This window comes from Saliphagus sp. LR7 (assembly GCF_003344565.1).
Taxonomy (GTDB): Archaea; Halobacteriota; Halobacteria; order Halobacteriales; family Natrialbaceae; genus Saliphagus; species Saliphagus infecundisoli.
Genome location: NZ_QPND01000005.1, coordinates 1 through 13,944, shown reverse-complemented (window position 1 = coordinate 13,944; position 13,944 = coordinate 1). Strand labels below are relative to the sequence as shown.

Sequence of the window (13,944 nt, the reverse complement as noted above, 5' to 3'; positions counted from 1 at the left end):
GCTTATGGGCCGACCCCGAGTGGCTCCGGGCGCGAATGACTCTCACGGACGACCAGCGCGAGCGGCTATCGAACCTTCACAGCGCACTCATCAACGACATCACCGACGAGATGGGGATCGGCGACAACGTCATCCCGGGGACCCGGATCCGACCCGTCTGGAGCAGGGAGCCGGTCGTCGGCACTGCCCACCCCTCCCAGCGCGTCGAGATCGGCTACGAGGAGGAGGGGTCGGGCGACGACCCCGAGGACTCCGAGTTCTTCCAGTATCTCGACTCCACCCAGGAGGGCGACTTCGTCGTGATGGCCGCGCCCAAGGACACCGAGGTCGGTCTCTGGGGCGAACTCCTCAGCACCATCGTGGCCCAGCAGGGCGCGGTCGGCGCCCTGATCGACGGCCCCACCCGGGACTCGCGGCTGATCGAGGACCACGGCTTCCCGGTCTGGTCGGACGGCCACAGCGCGATCGAGTCCTTCGGGCGCGTCAGCTTCCGGGAGTGGGACGTTCCCGTCGAGATCCACGGCGTCACCATCGCGCCCGGCGACATCCTCTTCGCCGACTACGAGTCGATCGTGGTCATCGATCCCGACGACGTCGAGGAGGTCGTCGAGCGCGGCGAGGAGGAGCTAGAGACCGAGGACGCGGTCCGGGCGGACATCCGGTCGGGCGACAGCGTCTTCGAGGTCTGGGATCGGTACGGCACTCTCTAGTCGGTTCGGTACCGGCGGAAGCGCCACCATCGGAGCCCCCGGGTGCTCGCCTTCAACAGGAAGAAGGCGGCGTAGCCGATCAGGCAGATGATGACCGCGGACGTCGCGTACAGGACGAGAAAGCCCGACCACGTTCCCATGCCGGCGGAGTCCACGACCGCCGACAGCCCGAGCAGGATCGCGGCGATCGGCAACAGCGTGAGCAGGTACGGGTGTTCGAACCGGTCCATGTAGACGTCGATCATGTCCGGGTGGTCGGGGTCCCGCCATATCAATCATGCGATCGACCCACACCGGACACGCCGGACCCCCGATCGATCGTCGGGACCGTGGGGACCCCGATCACCACCCTTTTGCCCGCAGACACGGTATCTCGGGCCATGGCCCGCTCGCCCGCAAGCATGAGCCAGCAACTCTGGATGTCGCTTCTGGCCGTCAGCGCCGCGATGCTCGCCCTGCTCGGCTGGTCGTTTCTCCATCTCGAGCCGGGCACCTCCTCGTATGCGATCGGACAGGTCAGCGCGATCATTGTCGGCGTGACCCTCGTAGGGTCGCTTCTCGCCTTGCTCTCGGGCTGGAAACCGTTCTAATCGGCGGTCGAGCCCTCGTTTCCGTCTTCGGCGTCCATCGTGTACTCGTCGGGGTTGGCGTCCGTGTCGGTGATCTCCTCGCTGTTCCAGTACTCGTGATCCTCGAGTTCGCGGAAACACTTGGTCCGGTGGCTTCCGCCGCTGTCGTAGAGCGCGGGCGTCTCCCCCCGGCAGGCCTCCCGGGCCTCGGGACAGCGGGTGTGGAACCGACAGCCCGACGGCGGGTTCGTCGCGTCGGGGATGTCGATCTTCCGGATCGGCGGCGACTCGCGCATCGCCTCCTCGGCGAGTTCGGCGTCGAGTTTCGGCGTCGCCCACTGGAGGACCTTCGTGTAGGGATGCTGGGGATCGTGGATGATCTCCTCTGCGGTTCCGATCTCGACGATCTCGCCCATGTACATCACGGCGATCTTCCCGCCGGACTTCCCCGCGAGGTAGCGGGCGTTCGCGAGGTCGTGGGAGATGAAGACGAACGAGGTGTCGAACAGGTCCTGCATCTCGAGGAAGAGGTCCATCGCGCCGATGCGCAAGGAGACGTCGAGCGCGCTGACGGCCTCGTCGGCGAGGATGACGTCGGGTTCGACCAGCAGGGCGCGGATCAGCGCCACGCGCTGTTGTTCGCCCCCCGAGAGCTGGTGGACGTACCGGTTGGAGTAGTCCTCCGGGGGCGTGATCCCCGTGCGCTCGAGCATCGCAAGGATGCGATTGCGCCGCTCCTCGTAGTTGAGGTGGGGATGCCACCGTTTGAGCGGCACCGCGAGGTTGTCCAGCACCGACCGGTAGGGGTTCAACGCGGCGCCGGGGTCCTGGTGGATGATCTGGAGCGACCGTCGGATCTCCTCGAAGGTCCTGTCGGTGTCGGCGGTGCCCTCCCGGACCTTCCAGATGTCGTCGCCCCGATACCGCACCGAGCCGTCGCTTGGCTTCTGGAGGCCGACGATCGTCTTCCCGAGGGTGGTCTTCCCGCAGCCGGACTCGCCGACCAGCGCGAGGACGTCGTTCTCGCCGAGCTCGAGGTCGATGCCGTCGACCGCGCGCACGGGCGGGTCGTCGGCGACCCCGAGGCGGTCGGCGAGCCAGGAGGGTGCCATCGAGCCCACCAGCGAGGAGTCCTCGAAGTGGACCTCGAGGTCGTCGACCTCGACTAAGGGTCGGGTGCTCACTGGCCCTCACCCCCGAACGAGAGCGGGACGGCTTCGTCTGCCTCCTCCCAGTAGTGACAGCGGACCTCGTGGTCGTCGCTGACGTCGTAAAAGCCCGGGTCCTCGGTCGTACAGAACTCGTCGCCGAGCGGACACCGAGGGTGGTACGAACAGCCGTCGGGGTGGTTGACCGGATCGGGACTCTCGCCCTCGATCGGGCGCATGTCCTCGAGGGGAATCTCGAGGTTCGGCGTCGCCTGCAACAGCGCCCGCGTGTAGGGGTGGGCGGCGCCGCCGAGGATCTCTTCGGCGGGTCCGACCTCGGCGAACTCGAAGGCGTACATCACCGCCAGCCGGTCGGCAAAGCCCGAGACGATCGGGAGGTCGTGGCTGATGAACACGAGCGTGAGCCCGTACTTGTCCCGGAGGTCATAGAGAAGATTGAGGATCGACCGCTGCATCAGGAGATCCAGCGCCGCGGTCGGCTCGTCCATGACGAGGACGTCGGGCTCTAAGATGAGCGAGAGGGCGATCAGCGCGCGCTGTTTCTGGCCGCCGCTTACCTCGTGGGGGAACGAATCGAGCATCCGGTTGGGCTCGAGGTGGAGATCGGAGAGGAGCTGTGCGGCCCGCTCCATCCCCTCGTCTTTGTCCCAGCCGTGGGCCTCGAGGGTCTCGTCGAAGTGTTCGCCGATCCGCATGGTGGGGTTGAAGGCGCTCATCGCGCCCTGGAACACCATCGAGATCTCCTCCCAGCGAAGCTCGCGCAGCTCCCAGGGTTTGAGGTTGAGGACGTCGACGGGGTCGCCGTCCTCGGGGTAGTAGGTGACATCGCCGCTGACGACCCCGGGTTCGACGACGGCGTCGAGCAAGGTGTCCGCGAACATCGACTTCCCCGACCCCGACTCGCCGACGACGCCCAGGGTTTCCCCGCGTTCGATGTCGACGGTGACATCCTTGAGGACGTGCGAGGCGCCTTTGTCCATCTCGAAGCGGACGTTTGCGTCCCGGACGCTGAGGATCGGGTCCTCGACGGACCGGCTCTCCCGGTCGACGCTCATCGCTTCGTTCACCATCGCGACCTCTCCCCGCGGTCTCTCCGGCCGGCTCGGTTCCGTGCGTACCGAACGCTGTAGACAGGGCCAGACATTCACCCCCATCTCCGGACCATAATTATAAATATCCTTCCCTCCCCGGGCGTCACGCGCAGTCCGGAATCCGACGGGCGATTGGCAGGTCGCTGGTGCGTGACTATCGCATAACTAATTGCTGGCCAGAATATTTATCAGTCATTATCATCCATCTCCATCGGATGTCTGGAGAGCACCACTGGCAGCGCGCCATCTCACGACGGAGAGCACTCGCACTGGTCGGCGTCGGTGGTTCCGGGGCGATCGCCGGCTGTTTGGGTAATAGTACCGACGACGAGGACGAAGAGCTCCTCGGAGAAACGGGGTTGGAACCAGTTCTCGATGACGTCGACTACAACGAGGACTACGAGGACGAGTACCAGGTTCTGTACCCGTCGGCGGAACTCAACCCGTTCGAGGACGACCACATCTTCAACCCGTATCATCCCAAGTGGAACCCCGGGGACTTGGGACAGGAGTTCGGGTTCGAGTACCTGGCGGTGTACCACACCGAACGTGGCGAGTACGTACCGCGCATCGCCGACGACTGGTCGATCGACGACGACACCCTTCGAACCGAAGTCTCCCTCTCGGAGGAGTACGGCTGGTCGACGGGCGAGGACATCACCGCCCACGACTTCGTCACCGCGTACAAGCTAGACGGCCACTTGAGTCTGGGAATCCAGGAGTTCGTCGACATCGAGGAGGGGGTCTACGCCGACGACGATTACACGCTCGTCATCGAGCCCGTAGACGAGTACAGCGATCTGGAGAAGGACCTGTGGATGAGCCAATGGGCCGAGGCGAACCTGACGGTTTCGGAGAGCCAGTACGGTCAGTTCGTCGAGGAGTTCGAGGACGCGGGGGACGATGACGAACACGAGAGCGTCCAGGAGGACCTCCTCAACTACGACGTGAGCTGGAACGAGGTCCTGTACTCGGGCCCCTGGATCTTTGCCGAGGCCAACGAGGAGTACGCCGACCAGGTCCCGAACCCCGAGCATCCGATCGCACAGGACTGGAACTTCTTCCAACGAACCGGCATGTACGTCGACGAGGAGGGGATCGAATCCGGCGAGGTCGACTGGGGTGACGACAGTTCCGAACTCGAGGACGTGCCCGACAAGTACGGCGAAGGGCCGTTGCCGTATGACGGACAGTCGTTTGCGATCATCTTCGGGACCGAAGACGAGTACATCCGCGAGCATCCCGAAGTGCGCCAGGCACTCGCCTACGCAGTCGACATCCCGAACCTGACCGAGGTCACCGCCACGGAGGGGACGCCCCACGATGAGTACTCCACGGGGATCGACTCCCTGTATGTCGAGGACTACGTCGAGGCCGACGCTCTCGATGCAATGGCGAACTACGCACCCCAGGACACGGAGACCGCTCAGGATCTCCTCGAACCGATCGGTTTCGAACTCGATGGCGACGAGTGGCTGACGCCGGACGGCGACACTTGGACCGTCAATTTCTCCGTGGGCGACTGGTTCGACACCCACTCGGAGATGATCTCTAACAATCTCCAGGAGTTCGGAATAGACGTCGATCATTACGTCAGCGAGATGCCGACCTGGGAGTCGGAGGTCATGGAACCTCTCGACTTCGATATGACGGTTCATCTGAACTACGGGATGGCTCGCGAGTATCACCCCTACCCCGACTTCAACGACGTGTTCAACAATCGCACCATGGGATTGCTCACCGAACGGACGGGGATCGTCGAAGAGACCGTCGAGGTGCCCGAAGTCGGCAGTCCGGATGGAGATACGGTAACGTTCGACGTTCCCGAGGAGCTCGATGCGATGTTGACGGCCGATTCCGAGGACGAACTCGTCGATCACGCGACGAACCTCGCCTGGGTCCACAACCAAAAGCTCCCCGCGGCCGTTTGCTTCCCCTGGGGCGGAGGGCATTACTGGGTCAACACTGCCGACTGGAACTTCGACCTCGAAAGTGAAGACTGGCTGACTTCGAACCGGCTCACCCATTACCTGTTGCAGAACGGGATCGAACCGGTTTGATCCCGAAGCGGTTTCGTAGTCGGGCGTAACCCGACGGCGTCCGCCCGATCGCTCCCTCCCCGGGCACCACTCACGGCCCGGACGACGGACGCGGATCTCGTCGTGGACCGCTCCACGATGGATCGCCGCCGGCCGAAACATTTATCATACATTATCATCAATTTCGGTTGATGCCTGAGAAGCAGCACTGGCAGCGCGCCATCTCACGACGGAGAGCACTCGCACTGGTCGGCGTCGGTGGCGCCGGGACGATCGCAGGCTGTCTCGGCGGCGACGGCGGCAATGGAAACGGGAACGGCAACGGAAACGGGAACGACAGCGGCAACGGCAACGACAGCGGGAACGGAAACGGCAACGACAGTAGCGGCGAGGATGCCTTAGAGGAGTATTACGGCGGCGAAGCCGAGGAGGTCGAACAGGAGTTCGACGCCGACTACGAGCAGTGGAGCGAGGCAAATCTACCGGACGCCACAACCCCCTACGATGGGGAGTACATCCTCAACCCCTACCACTCCTCGTGGAACGCGGGCGACCTCCAGGAACTCGGCTACGAGTATCTCTCGGTGTACCACACGGGGGACGGCGAGTACATCCCCCGGGTCGCCGACGACTGGTCGATCGACGAGGAGACCCTCGAGACCGAGATCACGCTGAGCAGCGACTACGGCTGGTCGAACGGCGACCCGGTCACAGCCGCCGACTTCGAGACGGCGATGCGCCTCAGCGCCTACATGGAGATGGGCCTCGAGACCTACATCAACCCCGACGAGGGGATCACCGCCGAGGACGACACGACGCTCGTCCTCCAGCCTCGCGAGGACTACCAGGGACTCGAGTCCTCGTTCTGGGAGAACCAGTTCGCTGAGACGATCCTGAACGTCTCGGAGGCCCAGTACGGCGGGTTCGTCGAGGAGTTCGCCGACACCGACTCCGACGAGGAGATCTCGAACATCCAGGGCAACATCATTGAGTTCGCGCCCGAGTGGAACCAGGCCATGTACTCGGGTCCGTTCATGTGGATCGAGGCCAACGAGGAGTACGCCGACCGAGTGCCAAACCAGAACCACCCGGTCGCCCAGGACTGGGAGCTCTATCTCCGAACCGGACAGTACGATGGGGAGGAGGGGCTACGTTCCGAGGACGCCAGCTGGGCACACAACACGGCGATCACCGCGGACCTGCCCGACATCTACGAGTCGCCGCCGGTCTCGTACTCCGGCCAAACGTTCGCGCTCCTCTTCGGTCCCCAGGACCAGTACATCGTCGAGGAGCCCGACGTCCGGAAGGCGATCGCGTACGCGATCGACTGTCAGAACCTGGTCGACACCGTCGCTCCCTCGACGCCGGTCGACACCTACTCCGCCGGCGTCGACATCGGCTACATCGAGAACTTCGTCGCCGAGGACGCCCTAGAGGCGATGACCGACTACTCGGTCCGGGACACCGACCGCGCCCAGGAACTCCTCGAGGGGGTCGGCTTCAGCCTCGACGACGGCACCTGGTACACTCCCGAGGACGAGGAGTGGCAACTCGAGTTCCCCCACGGCGACTGGTTCCCGGACCACGGCGAGATCATCAACAACAACCTGACCGAGTTCGGCATTAGCTCCGAACGCACTTCCAATGCCATGGGGACCTGGCAGTCCGAGTACGGCGACACCCTCGAGTACGACATCAGCGTCCATCTGAACTACGGGATGGCCCGACAGTACCACCCGCTGCCGGACTTCGAGGAGGAACTGTTCGACGCCGACCGCGCGGCGGTCACCGGGACCGAGATCCTGAGCGAGGAAGTCGAGGTGCCCGAGGTCGGCAACCCCGAGGGCGACACGATCACGGTCAACTTCCGGGAGGCCCTGGATAACATGGCGGTCGCGGGCGGCGAAGACGAGTTGATGGAGATCGCGACCAGGGTCGCGTGGGCACACAACCAGTTGCTCCCGAACCTGATGATCTACCCCTGGAGCGAGCACTACTGGGTCGACGCCGCGAACTGGAACTTCGACGTCGAGTCCGACGACTGGCTCACCTCGAACCGGATCGCCCACTACATGCTCCAGAACGGCATCAGTCAGACCTAAGCCGTCGACGCCGTTCCGACCCCATAGCTCCGCGATATCGTTCCGTTTCTATTCGTATTTCGCCCCCGACGAGCCGTCGCATCGGGACGTTTTTGTTCCGGCGGGTTCCCGGGAGCGTATGGCACAAGGGAGCGACCTGCGTGACGTAGAAATAACCGACGTCCGGACGACCCGCGTCGAGTCGGAGTTCTTCTGGACGTACGTCCGGATCTACACGGACGAGGGCGTGACCGGAACCGGCGAGGCCGTCCTCGGTCCGAAAGCCGACGAGTACGTCGATTTCGTACGAGAGCTGCTCGTCGGAAAGAACCCCCTCGACATCGACGCGCGGTGTACGGAGCTGTTCGACCGGCTTTCGTATCTCGGCGGGATGTCCGGGATCGGCGTGACGGCGATCTCGGCGATCGACATCGCGCTTCACGATCTCGCGGGGAAGCTCCTGGACGTGCCCGCCTACCAGCTCTTGGGGGGGAAACACCGCGAGGACGTCCGGGTCTACTGTGACTGTCACGCCGGCGAGCACCTCCACGCCGGCGGCGGCGAGGACGCATACAGGCCGGAAGCGTATGCCGACGCTGCGGAGGGGGTTCTTGACGACGGCTTCGACGCGATCAAGTTCGACCTCGACGGCCTGGGGCGCGGCGACGAGGACCGCCGGACCAAACGCCTCTCGGCGCGCGCGGTCGACTACCGCCGGGAGATCGTCGAGGCGGTGACCGATCGCGTCGGCGCTCGTGCGGACGTCGCCTTCGACTGTCACTGGAGCTGGAACCGCGACACCGTCCGCCGGCTCGCGTCGGCGCTCGAGCCCTACCCCGTGTGGTGGTTGGAGGACACCGTTCCGCCGGAGAACCACGACGTCCAGATGGAGGTCACCCGCGCGAGCGAGACGACGATCGCCGCGGGAGAGAACGTCTACCGCGTCGAGGGCGCCCGCCGGCTGATCGAGAACCAGGGCCTCGACGTGCTCCACCCCGACGTGCCGAAGACCGGCGGGATGCTCGAGACGAAGAAGATGGCTGACATGGCCAAAGCCTACTACATCCCCGTGGCGCTGCACAACGTTGCCTCGCCGCTGGGCACGATGGCCTCCGCCCACGTCGGCGCCGCGACCTCGAACTTCATGGCCGTCGAGTACCACGCCCGGGACCTCCCGTGGTGGGACGACGTGATCAAGGGGGGATCGATCATCGAGGACGGGCGGATCGCCGTTCCCGACGAGCCGGGACTGGGGGTCGAACTCGACGAGGACGCCGTCGCCGACCGCCTCGCGCCCGGCGAGACGGTCTTCGAGGAGTCATGAGTCGGACTCCATCTACCGGAACTGTTATTACGCTCGCCCTATGGACTTTCGGTATCAATAGACCATGACCAACTGGCTCATAAAGCGGGTGGCACAGGCGGCTTTCACCGTGTTGGTCGTCTTCCATCTCACGTTCGCGCTCGTGCGCCTCATGCCGGGGGACCCGGTCGAGGCGATGATGGTCGAGATGGTAAACGAGGGGATGCCGTCGGAGACGGCCCGCCAGCTCGTCGAACTCCACTTGAGCATCAACCCGAACCAACCCCTGCACATCCAGTACATCCAGTACATGTCCTCGCTGTTCCAGGGGGATCTGGGCCACTCGATGTCCCAGAACGCGTCGGTGAACTCGGTGCTCGCGGAGGCGGTCCCGTGGACGATCTTCTACATGTCGATCGCCATGGTCATCGTCTTCACCTCGAGCATCTGTCTGGGGGCGATCATGGCCTACTACGAAGGCTCGAAGTTCGACGCGGGGATGACCGGCTTCGCCGTCGTCGAGGGCTCGACGCCGTACTACGTCGCCGCGCTCTTGCTCTCGTTCATCTTCGCCTACCAGCTCGGCTGGTTCCCGACGAGCGCGCGCTATCCAGGGGAGGCGACACCCGGGCTCAACTACGAGTTCGTCCGCGGGGCCTTACACCACGCCGCCCTGCCGATCGCCTCGATGATCGTCACCGGGGCGGCGGCCTCGCTTGACATGCGGGGCAACTCTATCAGCGTCCTCGGCTCCGATCACATCCGGGTCGCCAAGCTCCGGGGACTACCCCCGACCCGGATCGCGCTGCGGTACGTGATGCGCAACGCCATCCTCCCGCTTTACACCGGGCTTCTCCTCCTCATGGCGGGGATGATCGGCGGCTCGATCGTCTTAGAGGAGGTCTTCCAGTACCGCGGGATGGGCTGGTACATGTACGAGGGGGTCAACAACCGCGACTACCCGCTGATGGTCGGCGGGTTCATGATCATCTGTATCGCGGTCGTGATCGCCATGTTCATCGCGGACCTCACCTACAGCCGGATCGACCCGCGCGCGAAGACCGGTCGCGACGACGCCGAGGTCTATGGCAGTTCGACCGGCGTCCCGCTCCGCACCCAGATCAAACGCTATGTGAAGCGTCTCACGGGCAACCACGAGCCCGCGACTCGTGCCGACGGCGGCGCGGCCCGCCGGGAGTTCCTGACCGACGAGGGACGCGTTGAGGTCGACCGCAAAGAAATCCTCTACCGGAAGCTGGATCGATCGGTCTACGCGCCCGCGAAGGTCGTCCTCTCCGACTGGCGGGGAGTGACCGGGATCGTGATCATCGTGGCGTTTACCATCCTGGGAATCGTCGGCCCCGGCTACACCAAGAGCCCGACAGCGACGTTCGATCGGTGGGTAACTCCGATGCAGGGCGGACTCGAACACCCGCTGGGGACGTCAAACACCGGGACCGACATCCTCGCGCTGATGGTCCACGGAACGACGCCGGTGATGATCATGATCACCGCCGGCGCGATCGCAACGGTCACCCTCGGGGTCGCCGTCGGAACCCTCGCGGGCTTCCGGGGCGGGAGCACCGACCGAATTCTGATGACGATCTGTGACACCGTCATGGCGATTCCGGGGCTTCCCCTCATCATCGTCATCGCGGCGATCATCGAGCCCCGGCATCCTGCGATGATCGGGCTCATCCTCTCGGTGGCCGCCTGGGGGGGACTCGGCCGGGCGATCCGCTCGGAGGTCCTGAAGGTCCGCAGCTACGAGTACGTCGAGGCCTCCCGCGCGATGGGGGTCGGTACGGTCTCGATCATCCTGAAGGACATCCTCCCGAACATCGTGCCGTACGTGCTGATGAACCTCGCGAACCACGCCCGACAGATCATCTTCTCGTCGGTCGCGCTCTACTACCTCGGCTTCCTTCCCCGGAGCAACAACAACTGGGGGGTCGTCCTCGACGCCGCCGAGGAGTCCGGCGCGTTGCTGGCGACCGATCAGGTTCACTATATGTTCGCGCCGGTCGTCTTCATCGCGCTTCTCTCGATGGGGCTGATCCTGCTGGCCCAGTCGTTAGACCGGATCAGCAACCCCCGCATCCGCGCCCGCCACGCCAAGTCCGCCGAGGACGACGAGCCGATTTAACCTCTCAGTTCGATCCGTTTTCCGCATTCGCTCGAGTCGTACACCGCCTCCGTAATCCGCATGTCGACGAGCCCGTGTCGGCCGTCTGGCCCGCTCTCGCCGCGAGCCGCGAAGTAATCGAACTCCTCTCTGACCTCACTCGGCGCCGTGGCGTCGAACGTGACCGTCCCCCCGTCGGTCTCGACCGTTATCTCCCGGTCGTCGTCGATCCCGAACACCGAGTCGACGACGATCCGGCCCTCCGTGCCCGTGACGGCGAAGCGACTCGCCGAGGCCGCGCCGAAACTCGCCGCACACGTCGCGGTCACTGCCTCCGGGAACTCGAGGCTGGCGACGACGTGTTCGTCGACGCCCTCGAAGGCGGGCCGGGTGGAGTGGGCCGTCGCCCGGACCGCGATCGGGTCCTCGCCGAGGACGAAGCGGGCGGTGTTGATCGGGTAGACGCCGATGTCCATCAGGGCGCCCCCGCCCGCGAGGTCGGGGTCGATCCGCCACTGGTCGGGATCGCCGCCGTCGAGCAGGGGAAAGGAGAACTCGCCGTCGATCCGGACCGGATCGCCGACGACTCCATCGCTGATCTGCCGGCGGAGCCAGCGGATCGAGCGGGCGGTCTGCATCCGGTAGGCCGTCATCAGCGTGACGCCGCCGTCCTCGCAGGCGGCGACGAGGCGCTCGGCCCGGTCGGCCGTGGCCTCCAGGGGCTTCTCACAGAGCACGTCCTTGCCGAGGTCGGCGGCGGTCTCGACGTGTGGGAGGTGGAGGGCGTTGGGCGTACAGACGTAGACCGCGTCGTAGGCCTCGCTTCCCTCGCCCGCGCCGTACTCCTCGTAGGAGAGGGCGCGGTCGGCGTCGAACTCCTCGGCGACCTCCCTCGCCTTCTCGGGGGAGCCGCTGACGACGATCGTCGTCTCGCAGTAGTCCGCGGCCTCGATCGCGGGCAGTGCGGTGTTCCGGGCGAAGCCGCCGAGGCCGATTACCGCGAAGCGGACGGGCGTGTCAGCCTGATCGTTCCAGTCGCGTTCGAACCGCGTCGGTATCTCGAGGTCCATACCCTCGGTTGAGGACGGGATCGGTTAAAAGAGTAGGTGGCGAATACCACAACCCCTTTGATCGGGCTTCCCGATCGACCGGGCATGGACACGTCTACTGACGTGAGCGTCGAGGGACGGTCGGCGGTCGTGATCGGCGGGACCAGCGGCATCGGGCGGGCGATCGCGCTCGCGTTCGCCGAGGACGGGGCGGACGTCGTCGCCGCGAGCCGGGACCCCGAGGCCGGCGAGGCGGTCGCCGCGGAACTCCGCGAGCGGGGTGCCGAAACGACGGCGACGACCTGTGACGTCACCGACGGCGACTCGCTCGAACGGCTCCGCGAGGAGGCCGTCGAGGCGATGGGCGACGTCGACGTCCTCGTCAACTCCGCGGGGTCGGTCGCGCGGGCGTCGGTGACCGAGATGAGTGACGAGCAGTGGAGCCAGGACATCGACGTCTGTCTCTCCGGCGTGTTCCGGGCGTGTCGGACCTTCGGCCGCGAGATGGACGAAGGTGCGATCGTCAACATCTCCTCGATGTCGGCCGGCCAGGCCAGAGAGAACCGGCCGGCGTACTGTGCGGCCAAGGCGGGGGTCAACGGACTGACCCGCGCGGCGGCGGCCGATCTCGCTCCCGAGATCCGGGTGAACGCGATCTCGCCGGGGTTCGTGAAGACGCCCCTGGCCGGCGACGCCTTCGACGAGGGGACCGAGACCCGCGCGGCGATCGACGACCGGACGCCGATGGAGCGCGTCGCGACCCCCGAGGAGATCGCGGGGACGGCGATCTACCTCGCCAGCGACGGGGCCTCGTTTACGACCGGCGAGGAGATCGTCGTCGACGGCGCCTACGACAAAAGCGCCCTGTAGCGCCGCTAGAAGCCGTAGACCTCGCGGGGACGGTCGTAGGCCACCTCGCTTGCGACCTCGCTTGCGACTTCCATCGGGACCTGGCCGCGAGAGACCTGTCGGCCGAGGACGTTCGCCAGCGAGCGCCGGAACATCTCGAAGCGCGAGCCGTAGGAAAGCAGTTTCCGGGAATCGCTGACCATCCCGGGGGAGTTCGCGAGCAGGGAGACGGTGCCGACGTACTCGAGGTGGTCTTCGATCCCGAACGGGCTGTCGTTGAACCACCAGGCGGGACCGACGTTGACCGACGGGAACACCCGCGCGAGGGTGGCGACCGTCGGGTAGTGGGTCGGGTCGAGCGCGTAAATCACCGTCTGGAACTCGCCGTCGAAGCGGTTCAGGAAGTACTCGAGGCTCCCCTCGATGTCGACGTCCTGGGTCGAGATGTCCGCACCCGAAGCCGGTCCCAGTTCCTCGTGGACCGACTCCCGGTAGTTCCGGACGGGGCCGACGTGGAACTGGGTCGTCCATCCCTTCTCGGCGTTCAACTCTCCGACATACTCGAGGAGATATGCCTGCAGGTCGGTCGCCGCCTCCTCGTCGAGCGTTTCGTCCCCTATGGCGGCGGCGTAACACTCGCGGGCGCGGTCGTCGTCGACTGGCCGGGAGACGGGCATCCGGATCCCGATGTCGCTGGCGACGCAGCCCCGCTTGGCGAAGTGATCGTGGCTCGCCCGGAGAGCCTCCCGAAAGCCTGCGAGGTCCTCACAGGAGACGCCGGTCGCCTCGGCGAGCTCCGCGCGGAACACGTTCCAGTCGTCCGTGCCGGGCCGGAGGGCGCGGTCGGCCCGCCAGGTCGGGAGCACGGAGACGTCCTCGATCTCCTCGGCCGCGTGGTCGTGGTACTCGAGCGACGACGTTGGGTCGTCAGTCGAACAGAGGAGTTCGACGCCCATCTC

The 13,944-nt window shown here is 65.5% G+C and carries 12 protein-coding genes; 7 read left to right on the top strand and 5 right to left on the bottom strand.

Annotation, left to right across the window (positions count from 1 at the left end):
* Nucleotides 1-35 precede the first annotated feature (35 nt).
* Nucleotides 36-710: an RraA family protein gene (locus DVH23_RS08820; RefSeq protein ID WP_114577081.1), complete on the top strand. Its 675-nt coding sequence runs from the start codon at nucleotides 36-38 to the stop codon at nucleotides 708-710.
* Here DVH23_RS08820 and DVH23_RS08815 read toward each other — a convergent pair.
* The gene (locus tag DVH23_RS08815) at nucleotides 707-955 is read right to left on the bottom strand and encodes a hypothetical protein (RefSeq protein WP_114577080.1); all 249 of its coding nucleotides are present in this window, start codon (nucleotides 953-955) and stop codon (nucleotides 707-709) included. The genes DVH23_RS08820 and DVH23_RS08815 overlap by 4 nt on opposite strands.
* Before the next feature lie 135 nt (nucleotides 956-1,090).
* Between DVH23_RS08815 and DVH23_RS08810 the strand changes: the two genes are divergently transcribed.
* Nucleotides 1,091-1,300 (top strand): hypothetical protein, encoded by a 210-nt coding sequence (locus DVH23_RS08810; protein ID WP_114577079.1) that lies wholly within the window; start codon nucleotides 1,091-1,093, stop codon nucleotides 1,298-1,300.
* Here DVH23_RS08810 and DVH23_RS25145 read toward each other — a convergent pair.
* Both DVH23_RS25145 and DVH23_RS25140 read right to left on the bottom strand, forming a co-directional pair.
* On the bottom strand, nucleotides 1,297-2,463 hold the full coding sequence (locus DVH23_RS25145; RefSeq protein WP_342764184.1) for an ABC transporter ATP-binding protein: 1,167 nt from the start codon (nucleotides 2,461-2,463) through the stop codon (nucleotides 1,297-1,299). The two genes, DVH23_RS08810 and DVH23_RS25145, sit on opposite strands and share 4 nt — an antisense overlap.
* A complete protein-coding gene (locus DVH23_RS25140; protein WP_342764183.1) occupies nucleotides 2,460-3,518 on the bottom strand; it encodes an ABC transporter ATP-binding protein in 1,059 nt (352 codons plus the stop codon). The genes DVH23_RS25145 and DVH23_RS25140 overlap by 4 nt, the downstream gene beginning before the upstream one ends.
* A 236-nt stretch (nucleotides 3,519-3,754) precedes the next feature.
* Between DVH23_RS25140 and DVH23_RS08795 the strand changes: the two genes are divergently transcribed.
* The 4 genes from DVH23_RS08795 (at nucleotide 3,755) to DVH23_RS08780 (ending at nucleotide 11,108) form a co-directional block, all read left to right on the top strand.
* A complete protein-coding gene (locus DVH23_RS08795; protein ID WP_114577078.1) occupies nucleotides 3,755-5,599 on the top strand; it encodes an ABC transporter substrate-binding protein in 1,845 nt (614 codons plus the stop codon).
* A gap of 170 nt (nucleotides 5,600-5,769) precedes the next feature.
* Nucleotides 5,770-7,680, top strand: coding sequence for an ABC transporter substrate-binding protein (locus tag DVH23_RS08790; RefSeq protein WP_114577077.1), 1,911 nt, complete (start codon nucleotides 5,770-5,772; stop codon nucleotides 7,678-7,680).
* Nucleotides 7,681-7,798: 118 nt separating this feature from the next.
* Entirely contained in the window at nucleotides 7,799-8,983 is a 1,185-nt protein-coding gene (locus tag DVH23_RS08785) for a mandelate racemase/muconate lactonizing enzyme family protein (RefSeq protein ID WP_114577076.1), read from the top strand.
* 64 nt (nucleotides 8,984-9,047) lie between these two features.
* Complete coding sequence (locus DVH23_RS08780) at nucleotides 9,048-11,108, top strand: ABC transporter permease subunit (protein ID WP_114577075.1); 2,061 nt, start codon at nucleotides 9,048-9,050, stop codon at nucleotides 11,106-11,108.
* Here DVH23_RS08780 and gfo6 read toward each other — a convergent pair.
* On the bottom strand, nucleotides 11,105-12,157 hold the full coding sequence (gene gfo6, locus DVH23_RS08775; protein ID WP_114577074.1) for a D-xylose 1-dehydrogenase Gfo6: 1,053 nt from the start codon (nucleotides 12,155-12,157) through the stop codon (nucleotides 11,105-11,107). The genes DVH23_RS08780 and gfo6 overlap by 4 nt on opposite strands.
* A gap of 84 nt (nucleotides 12,158-12,241) precedes the next feature.
* Between gfo6 and DVH23_RS08770 the strand changes: the two genes are divergently transcribed.
* Nucleotides 12,242-13,006, top strand: a complete 765-nt coding sequence (locus DVH23_RS08770) for an SDR family NAD(P)-dependent oxidoreductase (RefSeq protein WP_114577073.1) — start codon at nucleotides 12,242-12,244, stop codon at nucleotides 13,004-13,006.
* A gap of 5 nt (nucleotides 13,007-13,011) precedes the next feature.
* Here DVH23_RS08770 and DVH23_RS08765 read toward each other — a convergent pair.
* On the bottom strand, nucleotides 13,012-13,944 hold a 933-nt coding region (locus DVH23_RS08765; RefSeq protein WP_114577072.1), incomplete at its 5' end, for a glucuronate isomerase.